Annotated in this window: 13 protein-coding genes; 9 read left to right on the plus strand and 4 right to left on the minus strand. The window is 52.0% G+C overall.

The genetic code is table 11. The annotated features are described in order from the left end of the window. Nucleotides 1-88 precede the first annotated feature (88 nt). The 7 genes from C7E10_RS00520 (at nt 89) to pflB (ending at nt 7,345) form a co-directional block, all read left to right on the plus strand. A complete protein-coding gene (locus C7E10_RS00520) occupies nt 89-775 on the plus strand; it encodes a hypothetical protein (RefSeq protein WP_105325444.1) in 687 nt (228 codons plus the stop codon). Between the two features lie 107 nt (nt 776-882). Beyond that, a complete protein-coding gene (locus C7E10_RS00525) occupies nt 883-1,692 on the plus strand; it encodes a RibD family protein (protein WP_105325445.1) in 810 nt (269 codons plus the stop codon). Nucleotides 1,693-1,883: 191 nt separating this feature from the next. Further along, entirely contained in the window at nt 1,884-2,381 is a 498-nt protein-coding gene (locus C7E10_RS00530) for an NUDIX hydrolase (protein WP_105325446.1), read from the plus strand. 37 nt (nt 2,382-2,418) lie between these two features. Continuing rightward, nucleotides 2,419-3,315, plus strand: coding sequence for a 3-hydroxyacyl-CoA dehydrogenase family protein (locus C7E10_RS00535; protein ID WP_105325447.1), 897 nt, complete (start codon nt 2,419-2,421; stop codon nt 3,313-3,315). Between the two features lie 91 nt (nt 3,316-3,406). Continuing rightward, nucleotides 3,407-4,099 carry a Crp/Fnr family transcriptional regulator gene (locus C7E10_RS00540; RefSeq protein WP_105325448.1) on the plus strand — a complete coding sequence of 231 codons (693 nt, stop codon included), beginning with the start codon at nt 3,407-3,409 and terminating at the stop codon, nt 4,097-4,099. A 122-nt stretch (nt 4,100-4,221) separates the two neighbouring features. After that, nucleotides 4,222-4,953 (plus strand): pyruvate formate-lyase-activating protein, encoded by a 732-nt coding sequence (gene pflA / locus C7E10_RS00545; RefSeq protein WP_105325449.1) that lies wholly within the window; start codon nt 4,222-4,224, stop codon nt 4,951-4,953. A 112-nt stretch (nt 4,954-5,065) separates the two neighbouring features. After that, on the plus strand, nt 5,066-7,345 hold the full coding sequence (gene pflB / locus C7E10_RS00550; protein ID WP_231086415.1) for a formate C-acetyltransferase: 2,280 nt from the start codon (nt 5,066-5,068) through the stop codon (nt 7,343-7,345). Between the two features lie 318 nt (nt 7,346-7,663). Here the strand turns inward: pflB and C7E10_RS00555 are convergent, their stop codons facing one another. Continuing rightward, complete coding sequence (locus C7E10_RS00555; RefSeq protein WP_105325450.1) at nt 7,664-8,983, minus strand: dicarboxylate/amino acid:cation symporter; 1,320 nt, start codon at nt 8,981-8,983, stop codon at nt 7,664-7,666. Between the two features lie 548 nt (nt 8,984-9,531). Here C7E10_RS00555 and C7E10_RS00560 point away from each other — a divergent pair. Continuing rightward, complete coding sequence (locus C7E10_RS00560) at nt 9,532-10,755, plus strand: autotransporter outer membrane beta-barrel domain-containing protein (protein WP_146109024.1); 1,224 nt, start codon at nt 9,532-9,534, stop codon at nt 10,753-10,755. Between the two features lie 987 nt (nt 10,756-11,742). Here the strand turns inward: C7E10_RS00560 and C7E10_RS00565 are convergent. After that, nucleotides 11,743-12,141: a pyridoxamine 5'-phosphate oxidase family protein gene (locus tag C7E10_RS00565; RefSeq protein ID WP_105325452.1), complete on the minus strand. Its 399-nt coding sequence runs from the start codon at nt 12,139-12,141 to the stop codon at nt 11,743-11,745. An 829-nt stretch (nt 12,142-12,970) separates the two neighbouring features. On the opposite strand from C7E10_RS00565, the gene C7E10_RS00570 reads away from it, so the two are divergent. Next, the gene (locus C7E10_RS00570) at nt 12,971-16,390 is read left to right on the plus strand and encodes an autotransporter outer membrane beta-barrel domain-containing protein (RefSeq protein WP_105325453.1); all 3,420 of its coding nucleotides are present in this window, start codon (nt 12,971-12,973) and stop codon (nt 16,388-16,390) included. A gap of 1,454 nt (nt 16,391-17,844) precedes the next feature. Here C7E10_RS00570 and C7E10_RS00580 read toward each other — a convergent pair. Continuing rightward, on the minus strand, nt 17,845-18,222 hold the full coding sequence (locus tag C7E10_RS00580) for a hypothetical protein (protein ID WP_199614758.1): 378 nt from the start codon (nt 18,220-18,222) through the stop codon (nt 17,845-17,847). Nucleotides 18,223-18,294: 72 nt separating this feature from the next. Then, nucleotides 18,295-18,831, minus strand: a complete 537-nt coding sequence (locus C7E10_RS00585; protein WP_276802734.1) for a hypothetical protein — start codon at nt 18,829-18,831, stop codon at nt 18,295-18,297. Nucleotides 18,832-19,123: the final 292 nt, after the last annotated feature.

A 19,123-nucleotide genomic window follows, 5' to 3' on the forward strand; every position in this document is an offset into this window, starting at 1 on the left:
TGCAGGGTTCCCCTTTTTTCTCTCGAAATAGATAAAAGGAAGTTTGCACCCAAGGACGGAAACCAAGCAGCAGAAACGGGGGAGAGCTATGGGAATATTTCAATTTGTGAAGGGCAATCACTTTGCCCTTCCAGAAGCACAGGCAGAGCCTTTGCAGGAAGGGTTCCTGCTTCAGGAAAACAAGGCCGATGCCCAGGTCAGTGCCGAGCATATCCGGCCGGTGTTCGAGAACTATTTGGCCCTGCACCCCAAGGAGAGCCTCTTTTTCTTTTTGGAGGTGCCGCTAAAGAGCAATGAGGAAAAAATTCTCCAGGAACCCAAAGGGGATCAGCCCGGGATTATGGCGGGCACCCATAATGGTGTATACTATCTGGACGCCATCGATGCCAAGGAGGCCCTGGACCTTCTGGAGGTGTTCGGGGACGTACTGGTAAACGATGGGCTGTCCGCCTTTGGCTTTGGCGGACCCCATTCGGAAATCGGCAAGTACAAGTATAACGAAATGCTCCTGCGGGACGATACGGAGGGCTGCCCCCTGAAGCAAATTTTCACCCTGCTGGGCATACCCCAGCGCCAGGACCTGGCCTTTGCGGACAACCTGTTTACCCAGGATAATCCTGGGGTGGGGGAACTGTATGCCGATGCCGAAGGCCGCACCGTCTACGATGTGGTGGCAGCCCTGCAGCACGTGGGCCTCTACCAGGCGGAAATCCGGGAGGACCAGGAAGGCAAAACCGAGTTCTTGGCTGGTGACCCGGAGGAGGAGCAGCCCTAAGGACTAGTTCCATACGGTTTAGGCATAGCAAAGGCAAAACAATAAGCATTGGCTTATTGATTCCCCAACGTGTACAATAAAAGGGAAAACACAAAGGAGGTTTCAACATGAACAAAACTGATCGCCCCTTTATTTTCTGCCATATGGAAACGTCCTTGGACGGAAAGATTATGGGCAAATATTTGTGGATTCCGGAAACCAACACGGAAAACGACGTGTTCTACAAGATGATTTTTGGACCCGAGGCCCGCTTCCAGTATGAAGCCACCTTAGAAGGCAGGATTACCATTGAAGATAACTACACCTATTACAAGAAACCGGAGCTGGATGAAAACGCAGCCCCCGTACCTGCCGGAGACTACCTGGCTCCCGGCGCTGCTTTGGGAGTGTACCAGTTGGTCATGGACACCCACGGCCGGATTTGCTGGCCGAAAAATACCCTGGAAGAAAGCGGCCGGACCATGCACGTGGTGGAAGTGCTGACGGAAGCTACCCCCAACGCCTATAAGGCCTACCTGCGCAGCCTGGGCATCAGCTACCTGATCTGCGGTACGGATAAGCCCGACCTAGAACTGCTGTGCAAAAAGGCAAAGGATCTGCTCCACGTGGAATCCATGATGCTGGCCGGCGGCGGTACCATCAACTGGTCCTTTGTCCAAGCCGGTCTGGTGGACGAAATGAGCATCGTCATGGCTCCGGCAGCCGACGGCAACCCGGACACCCAGCCCCTGTTTTTGGCTAAACCCGGCCTTTCCACCGATGCGCCAGTGGTCTTTAAACTTCTGGACGTGGAAAAACTGGCGGACGATTTCCTGTGGCTCCACTATGCTGTAGGTCCCAAGAATACCTATGACTTTGACAATGATCCGGAATACAAGCAAGTGCAGGATAGAATCAAAGCTAACCGGGGAAAATAAAACGTAACCACTGCATTTTGCGAGGGTCTGTGCAAGGCGATTGCCTTTGTGCAGGCCCTCGTTTTCTGTTTTCTGGCCTCTTGCAAGGCTTGCCGTACCCTGTTTCGGATTGTTCGGCCTTTGTTCTGCCCCCTTGCCCAAAGCCTTTTCCACGCTTATAATAGAAGCATTATGAAAAGGCGGTGAATTGGATGGAATTGTGGGACATTTATGACAGCAATAAGCAGCCTACCGGCCGCACCATGAAACGGAACGACTGGCATATGCAGGACGGAGATTACCACCTGACCGTGCTGGCCCTGGTGAAGACCCCGGAGGGCCGGCTGCTGATTACCCAGCGCAAAGCCGATAAAGAATGGGCACCCCTGAAATGGGAGATTCCCGGCGGCGGCGTGCGGGCCGGCGAAACCTCGGAAGAAGCCGTTTTGCGGGAAGTACAGGAAGAAACAGGTTTAAAAGTATTAAAGGAACAAGGCAAATTAATCCATACATACCGGAACGATAGTCCGGAAGAACACAATAATTATTTCGTAGATATCTACCAGTTTATCCTGCCTTTTACCGCATCAGACGTGCATATCCAGGAAGATGAAGTCGAAACGTTCGAGATTTCAACCATCGATAATGTTCGGAAAATCGGAGAAAATGACGACTTTTTGCACTACAAACGATTAAAAAATCTATTATAACAATTCTGCATACTGAAAAGAGAAAGAAGTCTTACTCATGAAAATTGCAAGAATTACCATTGCCGGTGCCGGCACCATGGGCTACTCCATGGCCGAAATCTTTGCCCGTTTTGGCTACCAGGTGATTCTCTGGAACCATCGCCAGGCTACCCTGGATAAAGCCAAAACCAAGATTGCCCCGGAAGCAGCGGACAAAATTACCTACACGACGGACAAGGCCGCTTTTGCGGACTGCGACCTGATTGTGGAAAATATCGTGGAAGACCTGGCCATCAAGCTGGATTTCTACAAGGAAATCTCTGCCCTGGCCCGGAAGGACACCCTGATTGCTACCAATACTTCCGGCCTGTCCATCAACAAGCTGGCAGAGGCCGTGCAGGGGCCGCAACGGTTCCTGGGTATGCATTGGTTCAATCCGCCTACGCTGATTCCTCTGATTGAAATCATCAAAAATGACAAGACCAGCCCGGAAACCGCCCAGGCCATCTACGACCTGGCTCTGGCCATCCAAAAGAAGCCGGCAGTCATCGAAAAGGACGTGCCGGGCTTTGCTGCCAACCGGATTCAGCTGGCAGTGGTCCGGGAAGTCTGCCATATGGTGGAGCAGGGGGTGGTCAGTGCCGAAGCCGCCGATGCCGTCATGAAGTACGGCCTGGGCTTCCGCTGGGCCTGCCTGGGACCTTTGGAAACCATGGATTTTGGCGGCCTGGATATCTTTGCCGGGGTCAGTTCTTATCTGATGCCGGACCTGGCTGACGGCCACGAAGTGCCGACCATTCTCAAAGAAAAGGTGGACCGAGGTGACCTGGGGGTCAAGACCGGCAAAGGCTTTTACGACTACAGCAGCGGACGGGGAGAGGCGGCCAAGAAGGAGCGGGATAAAAAGCTCCAGGCCGTATTCCAGGCCCTGTACGCGGCGAATAAAGCGAACTAACGAAGTACTGCCAGACCGGCTTAGCTGGTTCAGGCAGCAGGCTGCGGGCCTATACCGCCGGCAGCCTTGGCAAGAAAGGGGGGACCAGGGATTGTCCGAACGGATACCCATCCAATGTGAGGACTGCGGAGATTCCTGTCTGGAACACGTAGATTTCCTGGCGGGCCTGCCGGAAGAGAAAGTCCGGGGGCTCATGGCGCTGGCCCTGCGCAAGAAACAGAAAAAGGGCAGTTATATTTTCCAAGAAGATACGCCGGTGGATGCCATCTATGTAATCCACAAGGGGCGTGTAAAACTCAGTACCTACGACGGGGACGGCCGGGAGCAGATTGTAGGCATTTTTGCCGACCATGACACCATCTGGGAAGGGGCCTTTATTGACGGCAGCGTATTTCCTTATGGGGCCATGTGCCTGACGGATGTGGACTACTGCAAGCTATACCTGAAAGATTTTGAACGGGAAATCCAGGAGCCGGAGATCGCGCTGAAGATTATTGGCCTCTTGAGCAAAAAACTCCACGACGCCAACCAGCGTAACCTGCTGCTGTCCATTGCTGAGCCCAAGGCCCGGATTGCCGGTTTTTTAGACTATCTCTACCGGCATCAGGCCGGGGACCTGGTGACCCTGCGCCTGGACGACATTGCCGCCAGCGTGCGCCTGCGGCCCGAGACCATCAGCCGGAAGCTCCAGGAGCTGGAACGGGAGGGTCTGATAAAGAAAGTGGGCCAAAGTGGTATGCAGCTTTTGAATGCTGCCGGGCTGAAAGCCTTGGCCAAACCCTAAGGAATGTTTGATTGTAATCAAAGATTCCGTTGACAAAATTTAGTAAAATGGCTATATAAAGGGGAGGGGTTGGACCCTCACCCCCAATATATAGCCATTTTGTTTTACCAGGAGGTATAAAGATGGTAAAAGGACGGATTCACTCCATTGAATCCTTTGGGTCCGTAGATGGGCCTGGGACCCGCTTCATTATTTTCGTACAGGGGTGCAGCCTTCGCTGCCTATACTGCCACAATGCGGACACCTGGAATCTGGCAGGCGGTCAGGAAAAGACGGCCGACGAACTGCTGAATCAGGCGGAACGCTATCGTCCCTACTGGGGACCGGAAGGCGGTATAACCGTGAGCGGCGGTGAGCCCCTGCTGCAATTAGATTTTCTTTTGGAACTGTTCCAGAAAGCCAAGGCAAGAGGCATCGGCACCTGTATCGACACGGCCGGTCAGCCCTTTACCCGGGAAGAGCCGTTTTTTGGCAAATTCCAGCAGCTGATGGAACTGACGGATATCCTGCTGATGGATATCAAGCACATTGACCCGGCAGCCCACAAAAAGCTCACTGGCAAGGACAATGCCAACATTGTGGACCTGTTCCATTACCTGGCAGAAATCGGCAAACCCATCTGGGTGCGTCAGGTACTGGTGCCCGGCTATACGGACGGCGAAGCGGATCTCCGGAAGACCCGGGAATTCATCGCCAGCCTGCCCAATGTGCAGAAGGTGGAAGTGCTGCCCTACCACAGTATGGGCCAGTACAAATGGGAAACCCTGGGACTGCCTTACGTACTCAAAGACGTAAAGCCACCCACGCCGGAACAAACGGAATGGGCCCAGAAGATCCTGGATGGACGGGGTTAACATCGGTTTGAATGTAAACTTTGATTCAAATCAAGGAAACCCGGCGGCAAGAAAGTTAGAATAAACCCATCGAGAACGGAAGACAAACAAAAACATTTTAAGGAGGATTTTCATGAACAGCATTACCCAAAGCATGGCATGGAGAGGCTTCAAAGGCGAAAAATGGACCGACGATGTAGACGTTAGAGAGTTCATCCAAAAGAACTACACCCCCTACGACGGGGATGAAAGCTTCTTGGCTGGTCCTACCGAAGCCACCGATAAACTGTGGGGCAAAGTACAGGAACTGCAAAAAGAAGAACGGGCAAAAGGCGGCGTTCTGGACTGCGAAACTGAAGTGGTTTCCAGCCTGACTGCTTACGGCCCTGGCTATATTGACGAATCCCTGAAGGATCTGGAACAAGTGGTTGGCCTGCAAACCGACAAACCCCTGAAACGTGCCTTCATGCCTTACGGCGGTATCAAAATGGCGGAAGAAGCTGCAGAAACCTACGGCTATCACGTAAACCCCAAGTTCCACAAAATCTTCAACGAATACCACAAAACCCATAACCAGGCAGTATTTGATGCCTACACCCCGGAAATGAAGCGTGCCCGTCACAGCCACATCGTTACCGGCCTGCCCGACACCTACGGCCGCGGCCGTATCGTTGGCGACTACAGAAGAGTAGCCCTGTACGGTATCGATTTCCTGATTGAGAAGAAAAAAGCTGACCTGGCTATCTGCGGCTGCGGCATGATGACCGACGACATTATCCGTCAACGGGAAGAACTGGCTGAACAGATCCGTGCCCTGGGCCAAATGAAAGAAATGGCTGCAGTTTATGGCTTCGACATTTCCAAACCGGCCACCAACGCCAAAGAAGCTGTACAATGGCTGTACTTCGGCTACCTGGCTGCCATCAAAACCCAGAACGGCGCTGCCATGAGCGTAGGCCGTATCTCCACCTTCCTGGATATCTACATCACCCGTGACCTGAAGGAAGGCACCCTCACCGAACAGGAAGCCCAGGAACTGATCGACCATCTGACCCTGAAATTCCGCATGGTGAAATTCGCCCGTATTCCTTCCTACAACCAGCTGTTCTCCGGCGACCCTGTATGGGCTACCCTGGAAGTAGCCGGCATTGGTATGGACGGCCGTCACATGGTTACCAAGAACGACTACCGCTTCCTGCATACCCTGGAAGACATGGGTCCTTCTCCTGAACCCAACCTGACCGTGCTGTATTCCTCCCAGCTGCCCAGCAACTTCAAGAAATACGCTGCCCATATCTCCGTCACCACTTCCTCCATCCAATACGAAAATGATGACGTGATGAAACCCGTTTGGGGCGACGACTACAGCATCTGCTGCTGCGTATCCGCTACCCAGACCGGTAAGGAAATGCAGTTCTTCGGCGCCAGAGCCAACCTGGGCAAATGCCTGCTGTATGCCATCAATGGCGGTAAGGACGAAAAATTCCTGACCAAAGACGGCAAACATATGCAGGTAGGTCCGGAATATGCTCCCATCACCTCTGAAGTGCTGGACTACGATGAAGTTATGCATAAATACGATCTGATGATGGACTGGCTGGCTGGCCTGTATGTCAACATCCTGAACCTGATCCAATACATGCACGACAAATACTACTACGAAGCTGCCCAAATGGCCCTGATCGATACCGATGTAAGAAGAACCTTCGCTACCGGTATTGCAGGCTTCTCCCATGTAGTTGACTCCCTGTGCGCCATTAAATACGCCAAGGTTTCCACCGTGCGTGACGAATCCGGCCTGGTTGTGGACTATAAGATTGAAGGGGACTTCCCGCGCTTCGGCAACGACGATCCCCGGGCTGACGAAATTGCAGTATGGCTGCTGAAGACCTTCATGAACAAGATCCGCAAGTACCATACCTACCGCAACTCCGAACCCACCACCTCCATCCTGACCATTACCTCCAACGTAGTATATGGCAAGGCTACCGGCGCTATGCCTGACGGCAGAAAAGCCTACGCTCCGTTTGCACCTGGCGCTAACCCCGCCTACGGCGCAGAACAAAACGGCCTCTTGGCTTCCCTGAACTCCGTAGCCAAACTGCCGTACGAATACGCTCTGGATGGTATCTCCAACACCCAGACCATCAGCCCTGAAACCCTGGGCCACAGCGAACCCGAACAAAAGGAATCCCTGGTACGGGTTATGGACGGTTACTTTGACCAAGGCGCTCACCACCTGAACGTAAACGTGTTCGGCGTGGAAAAACTCATCGACTGCATGGAACATCCGGAAAAACCTGAATACGCCAACTTCACCATCCGCGTATCCGGTTACGCCGTGAAATTCATCGACCTGACCAAAGAACAACAGCTGGACGTTATCGCCCGGAGAGCCCACAAGGCCATGTAAGAAACCGCCTTCTTTTGAAGGTTGGAAATAGAATAAAAGGCAGTCCCCTGAAACCAGAACGGTTTTGGGGGACTGCTTTTTTTGTCGTTAATGTTGGGGTGGCACTGCCGGGTGCAAGGGCAGCTGTAACCTTGCTTTGCAGGACAGACCGGTCGGCAGGGGAGGGGGAATGCACCCTTTCTCGACTCCTTAGGGCCAAGAGTCTGCGGCCCGATGCTTTATTACTACTTAACTGCATGAACCAAGGTGAATATAAAAAAGAACCGTACGATCAGCTCTCGTACGGTTCTTTTAGATTTAATTTTCTAAATTTCTTTCTTACACTTCCAGCGCCGGTTCATTGTTGTCATCATCGTCATCCAGTTCGTCGGCCAGGTCGTGGTTGGTCATGGCGCAGACAGCGGAGTCGGACCATACGTTTTCAGCGGTTTCCACCATATCAATGATGGTGTAGATGGGCAGGATAATCCCCATGATGCCAATGGGCGCGCCCACCGAGGACATCAGGGACAGGGTCAGGAAGTAGCAGCCCATAGGAACGCCGGCGTTGCCTACCGCAGCCAGTACCGCCACAAAGAGCCAGCCAATCATGCCGCTGAGAGTCAGTTCCATGCCTCCATTTTGCATCAGAAACAGGGAGGTAACCAGAATAAAGGCAGCGCAGCCGTTCATATTGATAGTGGTGCAGATGGGCAGCACGAAGCGGGATACCTGCTTGTGGGCGTGCATATTTTCTTCCGCACAGGCCAGGGTTACCGGCAGGGTGCCAGCGGAACTCTTGGTGAAAAGCGCCACCGCAATGGCCGGAGCCATCTTGCGGAACACGTGCAGCGGATTCAGCCCCCGGGCTGCCAAAAACAGCGGAATCACAAGGAAGAACTGAATCAGGTTGCCAGCCAGGATAACCAGGGTGTATTTGCCGATGGCCCCTACAATGACCCCAGCTTCAATCTGGGAGGACAGCTGGGCTGCGAAAGCCAGGATGCCTACGGGCAATACCCACAGCAGGGCACGGATCAGGGTAAAAAGCAGTTCTTCCAAACCGTGAATCCCTTTTAGGAGGACTTCCCGGTTTTCCGTCTTGGGCATAAAGGCTAGCGCCAGGCCTGAAGCGGCAGCAATCAGCATGACGGAAAGCACGTTGCCGGACAGGAAAGGCTGGAGAATGTTATTGGGAATAACCGACAGGAAATGTTCGTAGTACGATACCTTTTCCAGCTTTTGCGGCACAGCCGCCGTACCCTGATTGATCAGCTCCAAAGGCAGGTTGCCGGGAGCAATCCAGAGATAGAGCAGCAGGCCGATAGCCGCGGCACAGATGGTGGTCAGCAGAGTGTAGGTGACAGCATGGGCGAAGATGCGGCCCGTTTCCTTTTTGCCGCCCAAAGCCGACAGGGTGGTAATGACCGCCAGGGCGATGGTGGGAACTGCAATAAATTGGAATAAACGTGTGAATACCGTGGCAATAAAGTTGAAAAGCTGATTCAGCGCCGGAATCCCCAGCCAGCCCAGAATAGTTCCTGCCACCAGTGCCCCAAGCCATAGGGCCAACTGACGGTTGTTCTTGTGGGCCCGGCTGCCGTGAATGATTTCACGGGCCTGCTCCCGGACCTGGTCTTTCTGTTCCGCATTAGACATAAACAATACCCCTTTTCTTCCAATAAAATGAAGTGTACCCCGAATTGGTACACTTGCCATAGCTGTTATTATATGTAGGTTATTGGCAGATGTCAACCGCCTGAGGTGGTTCTTGTCACCGCTAATCCTACTTTTGTCCGCCAATTGCGAACAGCTGTCAAGTGAAAAGGCTGTTTGTTGTTAAAAAACACTATATATTTACCATAAATTTAATAATTCATCAAATTTATAAACGTACACTTTGTAACAATATACCTGTCAAACAATTTTGCTCTGGGTTAAATACACAGAATCCCTTGGACATTATTTAATAACAATCTTATAATAAAAGTGGAAAGAGTAAAAATTATACTAACAGGAATTGCTGCTAGTAAATATGCCTGCCAAGATTCTGGGGAGAATCTATCTGCAGCCTTACGAAAGGGGGGAAAGGCCAAGGTCCTAGGGGGACGTTGGTGCATATTATGGGGAAACAGAAGGCTTTCAAGAAACTGCATAGTACGAAAAAACAACTCCTCACTGCCTTGGTGCTTAGCAGTATCCTCGGGATGGGATTTGGTGCAGCACCTGCCTGGGCAGAGAGCAAGACAGATCAGGATACGGACAGCAGAACCCCGCTGGTCAGTCAGGTTAATGGCGTAGGGACCGTTTCCAACGGCTCTGATACTGCCGTAACCGATGGCCTTACTGCAGCCCTGGCCGCCTGGCGAGAGGATCACGAAGCTGTCCAGCTGCGGCAGGATTCGCAAGGAGCGGGTGAAGTGGCCAATAGTTTCACGCCTGTATTCACTTCCAGCGTAGACGCAAGTTATTTGGGTGCAAGACAGATTCCTCTGTTGGCGTCCATTACCACGCCCATTGCCCAAACCGTGCCTGCCCTGGTAGAAGCGGATATTAATGCTCCTGCTTCTGTCCTGGCTTCGGCTCCGCCTGCAGAACGGGGCGCCTGGAGTGTGGAACACGATGTGGACGCCAAGTTCACTCCCTACGTGATGGTGGGCGGCCATAACCTGCGCTACAACACCAGTTCCACGGTGGATACCAATGGCTTTAACGGTGAACTGGGGTTTGTAAAACGGATCTTTGAGGAAAGGCACGCCGACACCATTATGCCCTTTATGGAATACGGCACCGGCAATTATACCAGCTATAAGAACGGCAGCAGAGGGGACGGCAGCCAACGCTATATTGGCGCAGGGCTTCTGGTTCGTCGAGACCAAAGCAACGGCGTGCATTACGAAGGCCTGGTTCGAGGCGGACATCTCAGCGGCGACTATAGCGGAAACGCCGGCCTTTACCACGCAAACTACGATTCCGGAGCCAATTACTTTGCAGCCCATGCTGGCATCGGCCGCATCTATCACCAGGACGACAACGACTACAACCTGTACGGCAAACTCTTCTATTCCTACCTGAGCAGTGATACCGTGCAGCTTCACAGCGATGTGGGCAGTTTCGACTACGAACTGGAACCGGTAACCTCTCTTTGGACCCGTCTGGGCTTCCGCTGGACCAAACACCTGGATCCCGATGTTACCAGTTTTTATGCCGGGGTGGGCTGGGATTACGAATTTAATGGCAAAGCCAAAGCCCGGTATCAGGACTATACCACCCCTGAAGCCAGCATGAAAGGCTCCAGCGAATTTCTGGAGCTGGGCTGGCAGAGCAAGAGCAATAAGAATAACCCCTGGGGCGCCGACGTAAGAGTTACCGGCTGGCATGGGGTAAAGCAAGGCTTCACATATGGTGTAACGATTACCCGGAGAATGTAAATGTGAACTAAGGTTAAAAAAGCATTCCTACAGAAGCACAGAGTTTCTGTAGGAATGCTTTTTTGTGTGAAATCGGGGGAATGGGTGGGGGGCTGACAGATAGTGCTGAAGAAAACGGACGACGTACTACAGTTTCTACGAAACTGTAGAGGTGTTTTTGGTAATATATATGGCGGCGCCAGCGCCGCAAAAGGAGCCTTCCCCACCCAGGACCCTTGGATTCTTGGTGTGGCCCGTCCCTCCCCTTCCTAAAGGCGGGGAGGGCACGGGGTAGTGCTGACCGGTTCTGTAGGTGTTTTTGATAGTGAATGTAGTGGTAAAGCTATCGTAACGATTAACAATTGACCGGAGACGGTTATGGACGCTTCCTTCAAGGGTTGCGGTCGCGTCCAAACAGCGCCCAGGTATTCTTGAAACTGTTTGGAATACGTGACCCATGTGATAGCTGCCCAGAAATTGAGCCTGAAAGGCGAAAATGATGCGCTCATATCCAATTTTCAATGCTGCAAGCCGCAGAGAATTGGTTAATATGAGCCATGTGATAGCGGCCTGCAAAGCAAACCCACAGGGTGAAGCTGCGCAGCGAGCCGCGAACCACTCTGGCTAGCAGCGAACCACTAAGGAAGTGTCGCCAGGGGCGACGATAGAAGTTTAATCCAAGTATCATCTTTTAATCAATTATTTGCGGCTTTTAGCCGTCGAAGGGGCACTCTCCGTCTTATAACCCTCAACATTTGGGAGGCGTATCCGATCGTCCATACCAATGTATCAATGGAGGACCGGCTAATACGACCCCTGCGATAGCTTCCCATGAAACAAGTATGCTAGGACGCAGTTGCTTGGTATATGGCCACCCGCTCGGCCTCTGGGCCCGTTTCACACCATACTGTAACTGAAACAAAGTCTTCGTCCAGAAGGCAGCAGAAACGTCCCTGGGTTCTGCTCAAACAAACCCCAAGGACGTTCCTTTCGCAATTCACCGCGCCCTTATTTCAATACCTTTTTGTTATTCTCGTTAGGGGTGGTAATGATGATTTCTTCCGGGGTGATTACCAGGGCACCTTTGGCAGTGGCCGCCCCCTTAAACATGGTCTCCACCGCTTCTTTAAAGGTTTCCACCAGTTCTCCTTCTGTAAGATAGGCAGCGGTTCCTTTGATCTGATATCCTTCCAGGGTCTTGGCATCATAAACGGAAACCGCAATGTGGCCCTGGTTCTCCTGCAAATTCTTTAGGGTGGTAGCCAGGAACACATCTCCTACAGCCAGTTTGCCGTCCTCCGTCACAGTCTTGAACGCAACAGGAACAACATTGGGTTCACCTTTTTGGCTGCAAGTAGCCAAATCCCACAGGTTTTCTTTCAATAGATTTACAACGTTGTCATTCATGGTCAGATCCTCCAATTCTGTTTTTGCTAGGCTTTCTTTCGGCTGCCTATAGAATAGCAGTATTGCTTGTGAAACGAAATATATAAACCTATTTATGAGTTACTGATTAATTTCATAGTGACTATGGCAGAGGTAACGCCTTTGCGGCCAAAAAACCGGCGTCGCATTTTCCCTTTCCCTCCAGCGGCAGTTCTTTATCCGTTCCCGGAAAGCAAGTCACTGCAGGATTTTCTGTAAATATAGCTTTAAATATGTCGTCTTCACAACGTTTAGAACAAAATATATACTTTCGTATAATTGCAATATTTTTCATAGTTGATACAATATACATAAAAGGTTTCGAAAGACGTACAAGCCCAGTGAATCCCAGTAATTTCTCCATCCACCAATTTTAGCCTCAGCATTACCAGCAAAAGTTATACCAAGTTTTTATCTTATCCCTAGAAACCTGTGCGCTTTCGTTTTCACCTTATTCCCTTCGGGGTTAATCTCCTCTCCCCAGGAGTTGACCTATAGATTTTCCCCATTCCATTTTGGAAAGGCAGACTGCACTTCACCCCCATTGAAGTGCCGCCTGCCTTTCTGCTTTTCTGTGCAGAAAGGCAAACCTGCCAAGTACTCTAAAAGCCACCGTATTTTTTGATAAGAAAGCAGTTCAAAAACAACAAGAAAGTCCCTAAACCCGCATTCAGCCTAGCTTTCCCCACTTTAAAAAGATTATACTTTCGTATAATTGAATTTAAATCCGATTTTGTTACAATAGAATTAACAAAGGGAAGTTTCATAATAATATACAGAATAATCTGAACAAAGTGGGAGGCGAGCAATCATGTCGAAACGGGATAAAGCCTTACGATTAGCCATTTTGGCGGCATTGCTGGGCAGCGGTGTGTGCGCTCAGTCGGTACAGGCACAGGACCTGACCAATCCGCCTGTCGCCTATTCTGATGGCTCTTATGATAACGTGTACGGTTTATGTGTATATGGAGCAAATGAAAATGCTGTCAATAATCAGCTGACCCTTTCTGGACCTGTTCAGGTGACGGGTCAGGCAGCAGGGGGCTGGTCCACCTATGGCAGTGCCATTGGCAATACTGTGACCATTGCCCTGGATGCCAACGGATATATAGGCACCAGCTCCGGTCTAGGTGGTACTGTGTATGGCGGCGGGGCAGAAGAGGAAGGGGCCGGCTCAGCCATGAACAATACCGTAAAGCTGGAAAGCGGAAATGTATATGGTGCGGTTTATGGCGGGGCTTCCGTTGGTGATGAAGTGAATGGTAGTGTCGGAGAAGCTTCTGGCAACCAGGTCCTGATGAGCGGCGGTTCAGCGATTCGCGTCTGCGGAGGGTCTTCAGGAGTGGGTGCCGCCAACAACAATACAGTGACCCTTAGCGGCAGTGCTGTTATCACAGGAACCTATAAACCGGTGTACGGCGCCTATACCGTCGGCGGGAATGCTTCGGGAAATACCGTAAATATCCAGGCTAGTGCCTCTGTAAAGGGAACCGTCATCGCCAGCTATTCCCGGGACGGCGAACTGATTTCCGGCAACAAAATCAACATGACTGGAGGCACAGTAAACGGCGAACTGTATGGCGCCTATACGGATACGGCTACAGGATTCTCTTCCTCTGGAAGGGCCGATGTTCTCAATAACGAAGTGAATATCAGCGGTGGCTCAGGGGTCACCCTGGCCTGGGGCGGTAATACCTTTTTCGGTTTGGCCCAAGGCAATAAAGTGAACCTCAGCGCCGGTACGGTGTCCCAAGAAATCGTTGGAGGCTTTTCAGCCCAAGGCGATGTAGTGGACAACCAGGTGACGGTGAAGGGTACGGGCGTTGTGGGCGGCAGCGGCAGCGGCAATGTCTACGCCGGCCTGAGCAATGGGAGCAAGGCGGCAGGAAATATCCTGTATATTCAGGAAGCAGCGGAGATTAGGGGCAAGGCCTATGGCGCCCTTCAGCAAGGCAATGAAGTCTCCAGCTCTGCAGAACGCAACCAGGTTCTCATGAGCGGCGGCTCTGTAGGCGGTGATGTGTATGGCAGCAGCACAAAAACCCAAGCCTTTAAAAATAACGTGGAAATCAGCGGCGGTACAGTTGGCGGCAGTGCTTACAGTGCTTATGCAGAAGGCCTGGAGGCCAGTGAAAATACCCTGACCCTTAGCGGGGGCAGCGTAACGGGTACCCTATACGCCGGCTATGCCAAGAATGGTACGGCCAATCAGAACCAGGTAACCTTCAGCGGAGGCTCCTTGGGAGCCGATGCCTACGCCGGTTATGCCCGTAACGGCGCCGAGGGAAATACCCTGCTGCTCTCCGGCAATAGTGTAGTGCCCGGCAATGCCCTGGCAGGGTTTTCACAAACCACCGCAGCTACTGGCAATACCCTGGCCCTCAAGGACCACAGCGAAGTCAAAGGCAATGCCGCAGGCGGTGCTGTGTATATGGGCTCTGCCGCGAACAATACGGTCCTACTGCAAAATAATGGCCAGGTAGACGGCAAGGTTTACGGCGGCCTGCAGCAGCTGGACCCGGAAACGCAGGAAATGCTGGACAGTGCAGATGCGTATATAGAAGAAATAAGAAGCAGCGATCTTCCTGAGGAGAAAAAAGCGGAGCAGATTGCACAGGTCCAGGCGCGGGTGGAATACATACAACAAGCCAGTGCCGGTACAGCGGAGGGCAACCAGGTCCTGGTAAACGGAGGGGCCATTGCCGGCAATATCTACGGCGGTGCCGTGAATAGCGCAGGGGATGCAGTGGGTAACAGTGTAACCTTTAGCAGCGGCTATACCACCGGTGCCATCTATGGCGGCTATGCTGCCTACGGCAATGCTCTGGATAACACCGTTACCATCAAAGGCGGCAGCCTGGGAGGCACCTCCAGCCTCTACGGCGGCCGTCCAGGCAGTGAAGGCACCAGCTCCGGCAACACCCTGAACCTTTATACCAAGGGCAACACCGTTGAGAACCTGGACTATTTCCAGACCCTGAACTTCTACGTCCCCCAAGGCACCAAAGCAGGGGAGACCATGCTGACCGTAACCAAGAGCGCCAACGTCAGCGCAGCCGCAGTGAATGCAGGCGTCTACGATACCACCCAATTGAACCCGGGAGAGGTCATCAACCTGGTGTACAACCCCAACGGCATTACCACCGACGGGACCAGCTATAGCGTTATGGAAGGGTTGGATAAGGTTACCGACGCCAGTTTCCTGGAGCGCACTGTGCTCATCAAAAAGCAGGACCCCAACACCATCGTCCTGTATATTCCTGGCGACAGCAAGCCCACCCTGGACCCCGGCACCAAAGTCATCCCCGATGAACGGGATACCGGAACCAGCCTGGTGAACGAAGGCTCCGACCTGGCTGTCAACGATGGTTTTGAAAGCGCCCTGGCTGCCCACGAAGCAGGCTGGCTGGAAGACCATTCCATCAAAGCCAAGTTTACCCCCTATGTGGTCCTGAGCGGACACAACCTGCGCTACAACCGGAAGCAGAACCCGGTGGATACCAACGGCTTTAACGGCGAACTGGGCTTTGTAAAACGCTCCTACGAAGATGATTATATCGACACCAGCATGCCCTTCCTGGAATACGGCAACGGCAACTTTACCATCCATTATCCCACGGCCAGAGCGGACGGTGGGCAACACTACGCAGGGGCAGGCATTCTGCTGCGCAGGGACCAGAATAACGGCTTCCACTACGAAGGCATGGTCCGGGCAGGCCGTTTCAGCGGAGATATGCACGGCATCATCGGCAGCCGCAGGTTTGGCTACAATACCAGCAGCAACTACTTCGCCGCCCACCTGGGCCTGGGCAAAGTCTATACTGACGATACCAACGACTACGATTGGTACGGCAAAGTCTTCTACGCCCACCTGGGCAGCGATACCGTCCAAATCCGCACCAACGCCGGCACCACCCAGTATCAGCTGGACAGCGTGGATTCCCTCCGTACCCGGCTGGGCTTCCGGTGGACCAAGCACCTGGACAAAGAAACCTCTAGCGTCTACGCCGGCCTGGGCTGGGACTACGAATTCAAAGGCGAAGCCAAAGCCTACCACGGCGATTACACCACCCCCGCCGCCAGCCTAAAAGGCTCCAGCGAATTCCTGGAACTGGGCTGGCAGAGCAAAGACAACAAAGAGAACCCCTGGGGCGTGGACCTGAGAGTCAGAGGCTGGATAGGGAAGAAACAAGGGTTCACCTATACGGCAACGATCACACGGAGAATGTAGATGTGAACTAAATAAAAAGCATTCCCCCAAAAGTATAGAACTTTTGGGGGAATGCTTTTTTGTGTGAAATCGTGGGATGAGTGGGGGGCTGACAGGTATTGCTGAAGAAAAAAGGAGAACGTGCTACGCTTTCTACAAAAGCGTAGAGGTGTTTTTCAGAATAGATGGCGGCGCTAGCGCCGCAGAAGGAGCCTTCCCCACCCAGGGGCCTATGAATTATTGGAGTGGCCCGTCCCTCCCCTTCCTCATAGGCGGGGAGGGCATGGGGTAGTGCTGGCCGTTACGAGTGGTGATTTGATAGCTTATGTAGTGGTAATGCTATATTAACGACTAACAATTGACCAGTAGTGGTTTTAGAAGCTTCCTGCGAGCGTTGCGGCCGCATCCAAACATCCCCAAAAATATCCCAGAGGATGTTTGGTTAATAAGGCCCATGCGATAGCCGTCCAAGGAGCAAGTCCGTCAGGACGCAGCTGCTTGGAATACGGCGAACCGCTCAGGAAGTGTCGCCATAGGCGACGATAGAAGTTTAATCCAGGTATCATCTTTTAATCAATTATTCGCGGCCCTTGGCCGCAGTAGGAGCACTCTCTGTATAACCCTCAACGTTCACGGGGAGGGTGTCGCACAACGTGCGACGGGAAGGGCCGGTGCCACCTGCGCCCGCATGCGTGCGAGGTCAGTTACTTGAACAAATCCGCAATAATAATATATTTTGTGCTGCTTAGCTCCTTCCACATTGTGCTCAAAAATAAGTAATTTTAGAAACGTGGTAGTGCCTTATAGTTGACATCCATCAAGTGTGAGGGAGGTGGCGCCGGGAGGCGACGAAGAGAGTTTTCAAAGNAGCGTTGCGGCCGCATCCAAACATCCCCAAAAATATCCCAGAGGATGTTTGGTTAATAAGGCCCATGCGATAGCCGTCCAAGGAGCAAGTCCGTCAGGACGCAGCTGCTTGGAATACGGCGAACCGCTCAGGAAGTGTCGCCATAGGCGACGATAGAAGTTTAATCCAGGTATCATCTTTTAATCAATTATTCGCGGCCCTTGGCCGCAGTAGGAGCACTCTCTGTATAACCCTCAACGTTCACGGGGAGGGTGTCGCACAACGTGCGACGGGAAGGGCCGGTGCCACCTGCGCCCGCATGCGTGCGAGGTCAGTTACTTGAACAAATCCGCAATAATAATATATTTTGTGCTGCTTAGCTCCTTCCACATTGTGCTCAAAAATAAGTAATTTTAGAAACGTGGTAGTGCCTTATAGTTGACATCCATCAAGTGTGAGGGAGGTGGCGCCGGGAGGCGACGAAGAGAGTTTTCAAAGCACATAAATATCAAAAACGATATATTTTTCCTTTCATTCCAATATTTGCGGCCCTTGGCCGCTGCCTTCCCAGCCCAACAGCAGTCCCAGGCTGGGAAGGTGGGGCGCCCAGCGCCTCGGATGGGTGGCCCTAAGGCCGCTCCAGGCCCTCTGCTTGCAGGTCTCTAGCCATCCTTTCAATAGATTTTCTAAAGAATACAAGATATTTTCTCAATTCCTCGCTGAAACCGTCCAAATCTGCGTCCGTAATAACACCGTCATAGAGAAACCGCATCAGAAAATCAATCATGGTACCCTTGCTGACTTCACATCTGACCCCAGGATGTTTTTTGTCTTCACGCATTTTTTTCCAAAGGGTCCAAAATTTTGTTGATGCTGGATCCTTTCCTTGCAGGTACTGCGCGTATTCCTGAACCAATTTTCCCATATAGGCTTCCTGCCATTTCGGAAGTCTTTCCTGGTAAAGCTTCCAGTCTTTTTTGGTTACTTCATAATACACAGGCTCCATAAGCGCTCCTCCTTTACCTCAGTCGTCCTCGCCGCGCCGTTCCGTTAAAATCTCGTTCAAATCCCCACAATCCTAAGAAGGGGCGTCCCCTATATAGGGCACCGGTCTGGGAGGTCCCATTTTATACAGCTTGCAGTTCTTTGGCCCATAGCAAAAGCTCTCGAACCGGAATTTTTGGGAAACGCCCCAATCGTATTCAATGGCAACATTGGCCATACAAGCCCATTTGCAGGTGACGCATTTGCTGCCCCACCGTCTTTTGTCCAGCAGGCGGCAGCCGCGCCAGGCATAGACTTCCAAAGCAGGGACCTCTCCCACCCAGGGCGAATCCTTTGCTTCATCTACAAAAGCAGCTTCCGCCGTCTTTTTCAGAGCCCCGGCCCGATAGTAGTCGGCATATTCCCACTTGGGATACTGCTTCGTCCAGGCCGTTCCAGATATTTCATCACCAATATGAAAGCGCAGTCTGTTCTGCTGCCGTTCCGAAATGGCAATGGAAAAATCCCTGGCCTCACCGTCCGCCTTTCCCGTCAAAAACAGATTATAACCAATCATGCCATGGGTGCGGTTATCCAGCCGATAGCGCCAGACCTTGGAACGGGGCTGCACCGACAAAATACGGCCAAAAACTTGATTTTCTTCTGTTCGTTTTTCATAAAAATGCCTCCTTCAGGTGGAGTGCTTTTTGTCACAACCATTATACCCACGAAGCAATCCCAAAAGCAAACGCTAAAACGTTTGGAGTGTCCAGAAAGCCGGCAGTGGGGGATGCCCCGTGCCAACGCAAAGGGTTCCCAGGCCGCACCTACATAACCAAAATACGTACTTCACACACGTACAACAATCCTTATTTCGTACCATAAATTTGAGTACTATTACATAAATAATGAATTATATTACA

The organism is Acidaminococcus hominis (assembly GCF_900291475.1).
GTDB lineage: Bacteria > Bacillota > Negativicutes > Acidaminococcales > Acidaminococcaceae > Acidaminococcus > Acidaminococcus hominis.

Coding starts and splice junctions, on each gene's coding strand:
- C7E10_RS00535 (WP_105325447.1), top strand. CDS start 2,419: ATGAAAATTGCAAGAATTACCATTGCCGGTGCCGGCACCATGGGCTAC.
- C7E10_RS00580 (WP_199614758.1), bottom strand. CDS start 18,222: ATGGAGCCTGTGTATTATGAAGTAACCAAAAAAGACTGGAAGCTTTAC.
- pflB (WP_231086415.1), top strand. CDS start 5,066: ATGAACAGCATTACCCAAAGCATGGCATGGAGAGGCTTCAAAGGCGAA.
- pflA (WP_105325449.1), top strand. CDS start 4,222: ATGGTAAAAGGACGGATTCACTCCATTGAATCCTTTGGGTCCGTAGAT.
- C7E10_RS00560 (WP_146109024.1), top strand. CDS start 9,532: ATGGGATTTGGTGCAGCACCTGCCTGGGCAGAGAGCAAGACAGATCAG.
- C7E10_RS00525 (WP_105325445.1), top strand. CDS start 883: ATGAACAAAACTGATCGCCCCTTTATTTTCTGCCATATGGAAACGTCC.
- C7E10_RS00565 (WP_105325452.1), bottom strand. CDS start 12,141: ATGAATGACAACGTTGTAAATCTATTGAAAGAAAACCTGTGGGATTTG.
- C7E10_RS00570 (WP_105325453.1), top strand. CDS start 12,971: ATGTCGAAACGGGATAAAGCCTTACGATTAGCCATTTTGGCGGCATTG.
- C7E10_RS00555 (WP_105325450.1), bottom strand. CDS start 8,983: ATGTCTAATGCGGAACAGAAAGACCAGGTCCGGGAGCAGGCCCGTGAA.
- C7E10_RS00520 (WP_105325444.1), top strand. CDS start 89: ATGGGAATATTTCAATTTGTGAAGGGCAATCACTTTGCCCTTCCAGAA.
- C7E10_RS00530 (WP_105325446.1), top strand. CDS start 1,884: ATGGAATTGTGGGACATTTATGACAGCAATAAGCAGCCTACCGGCCGC.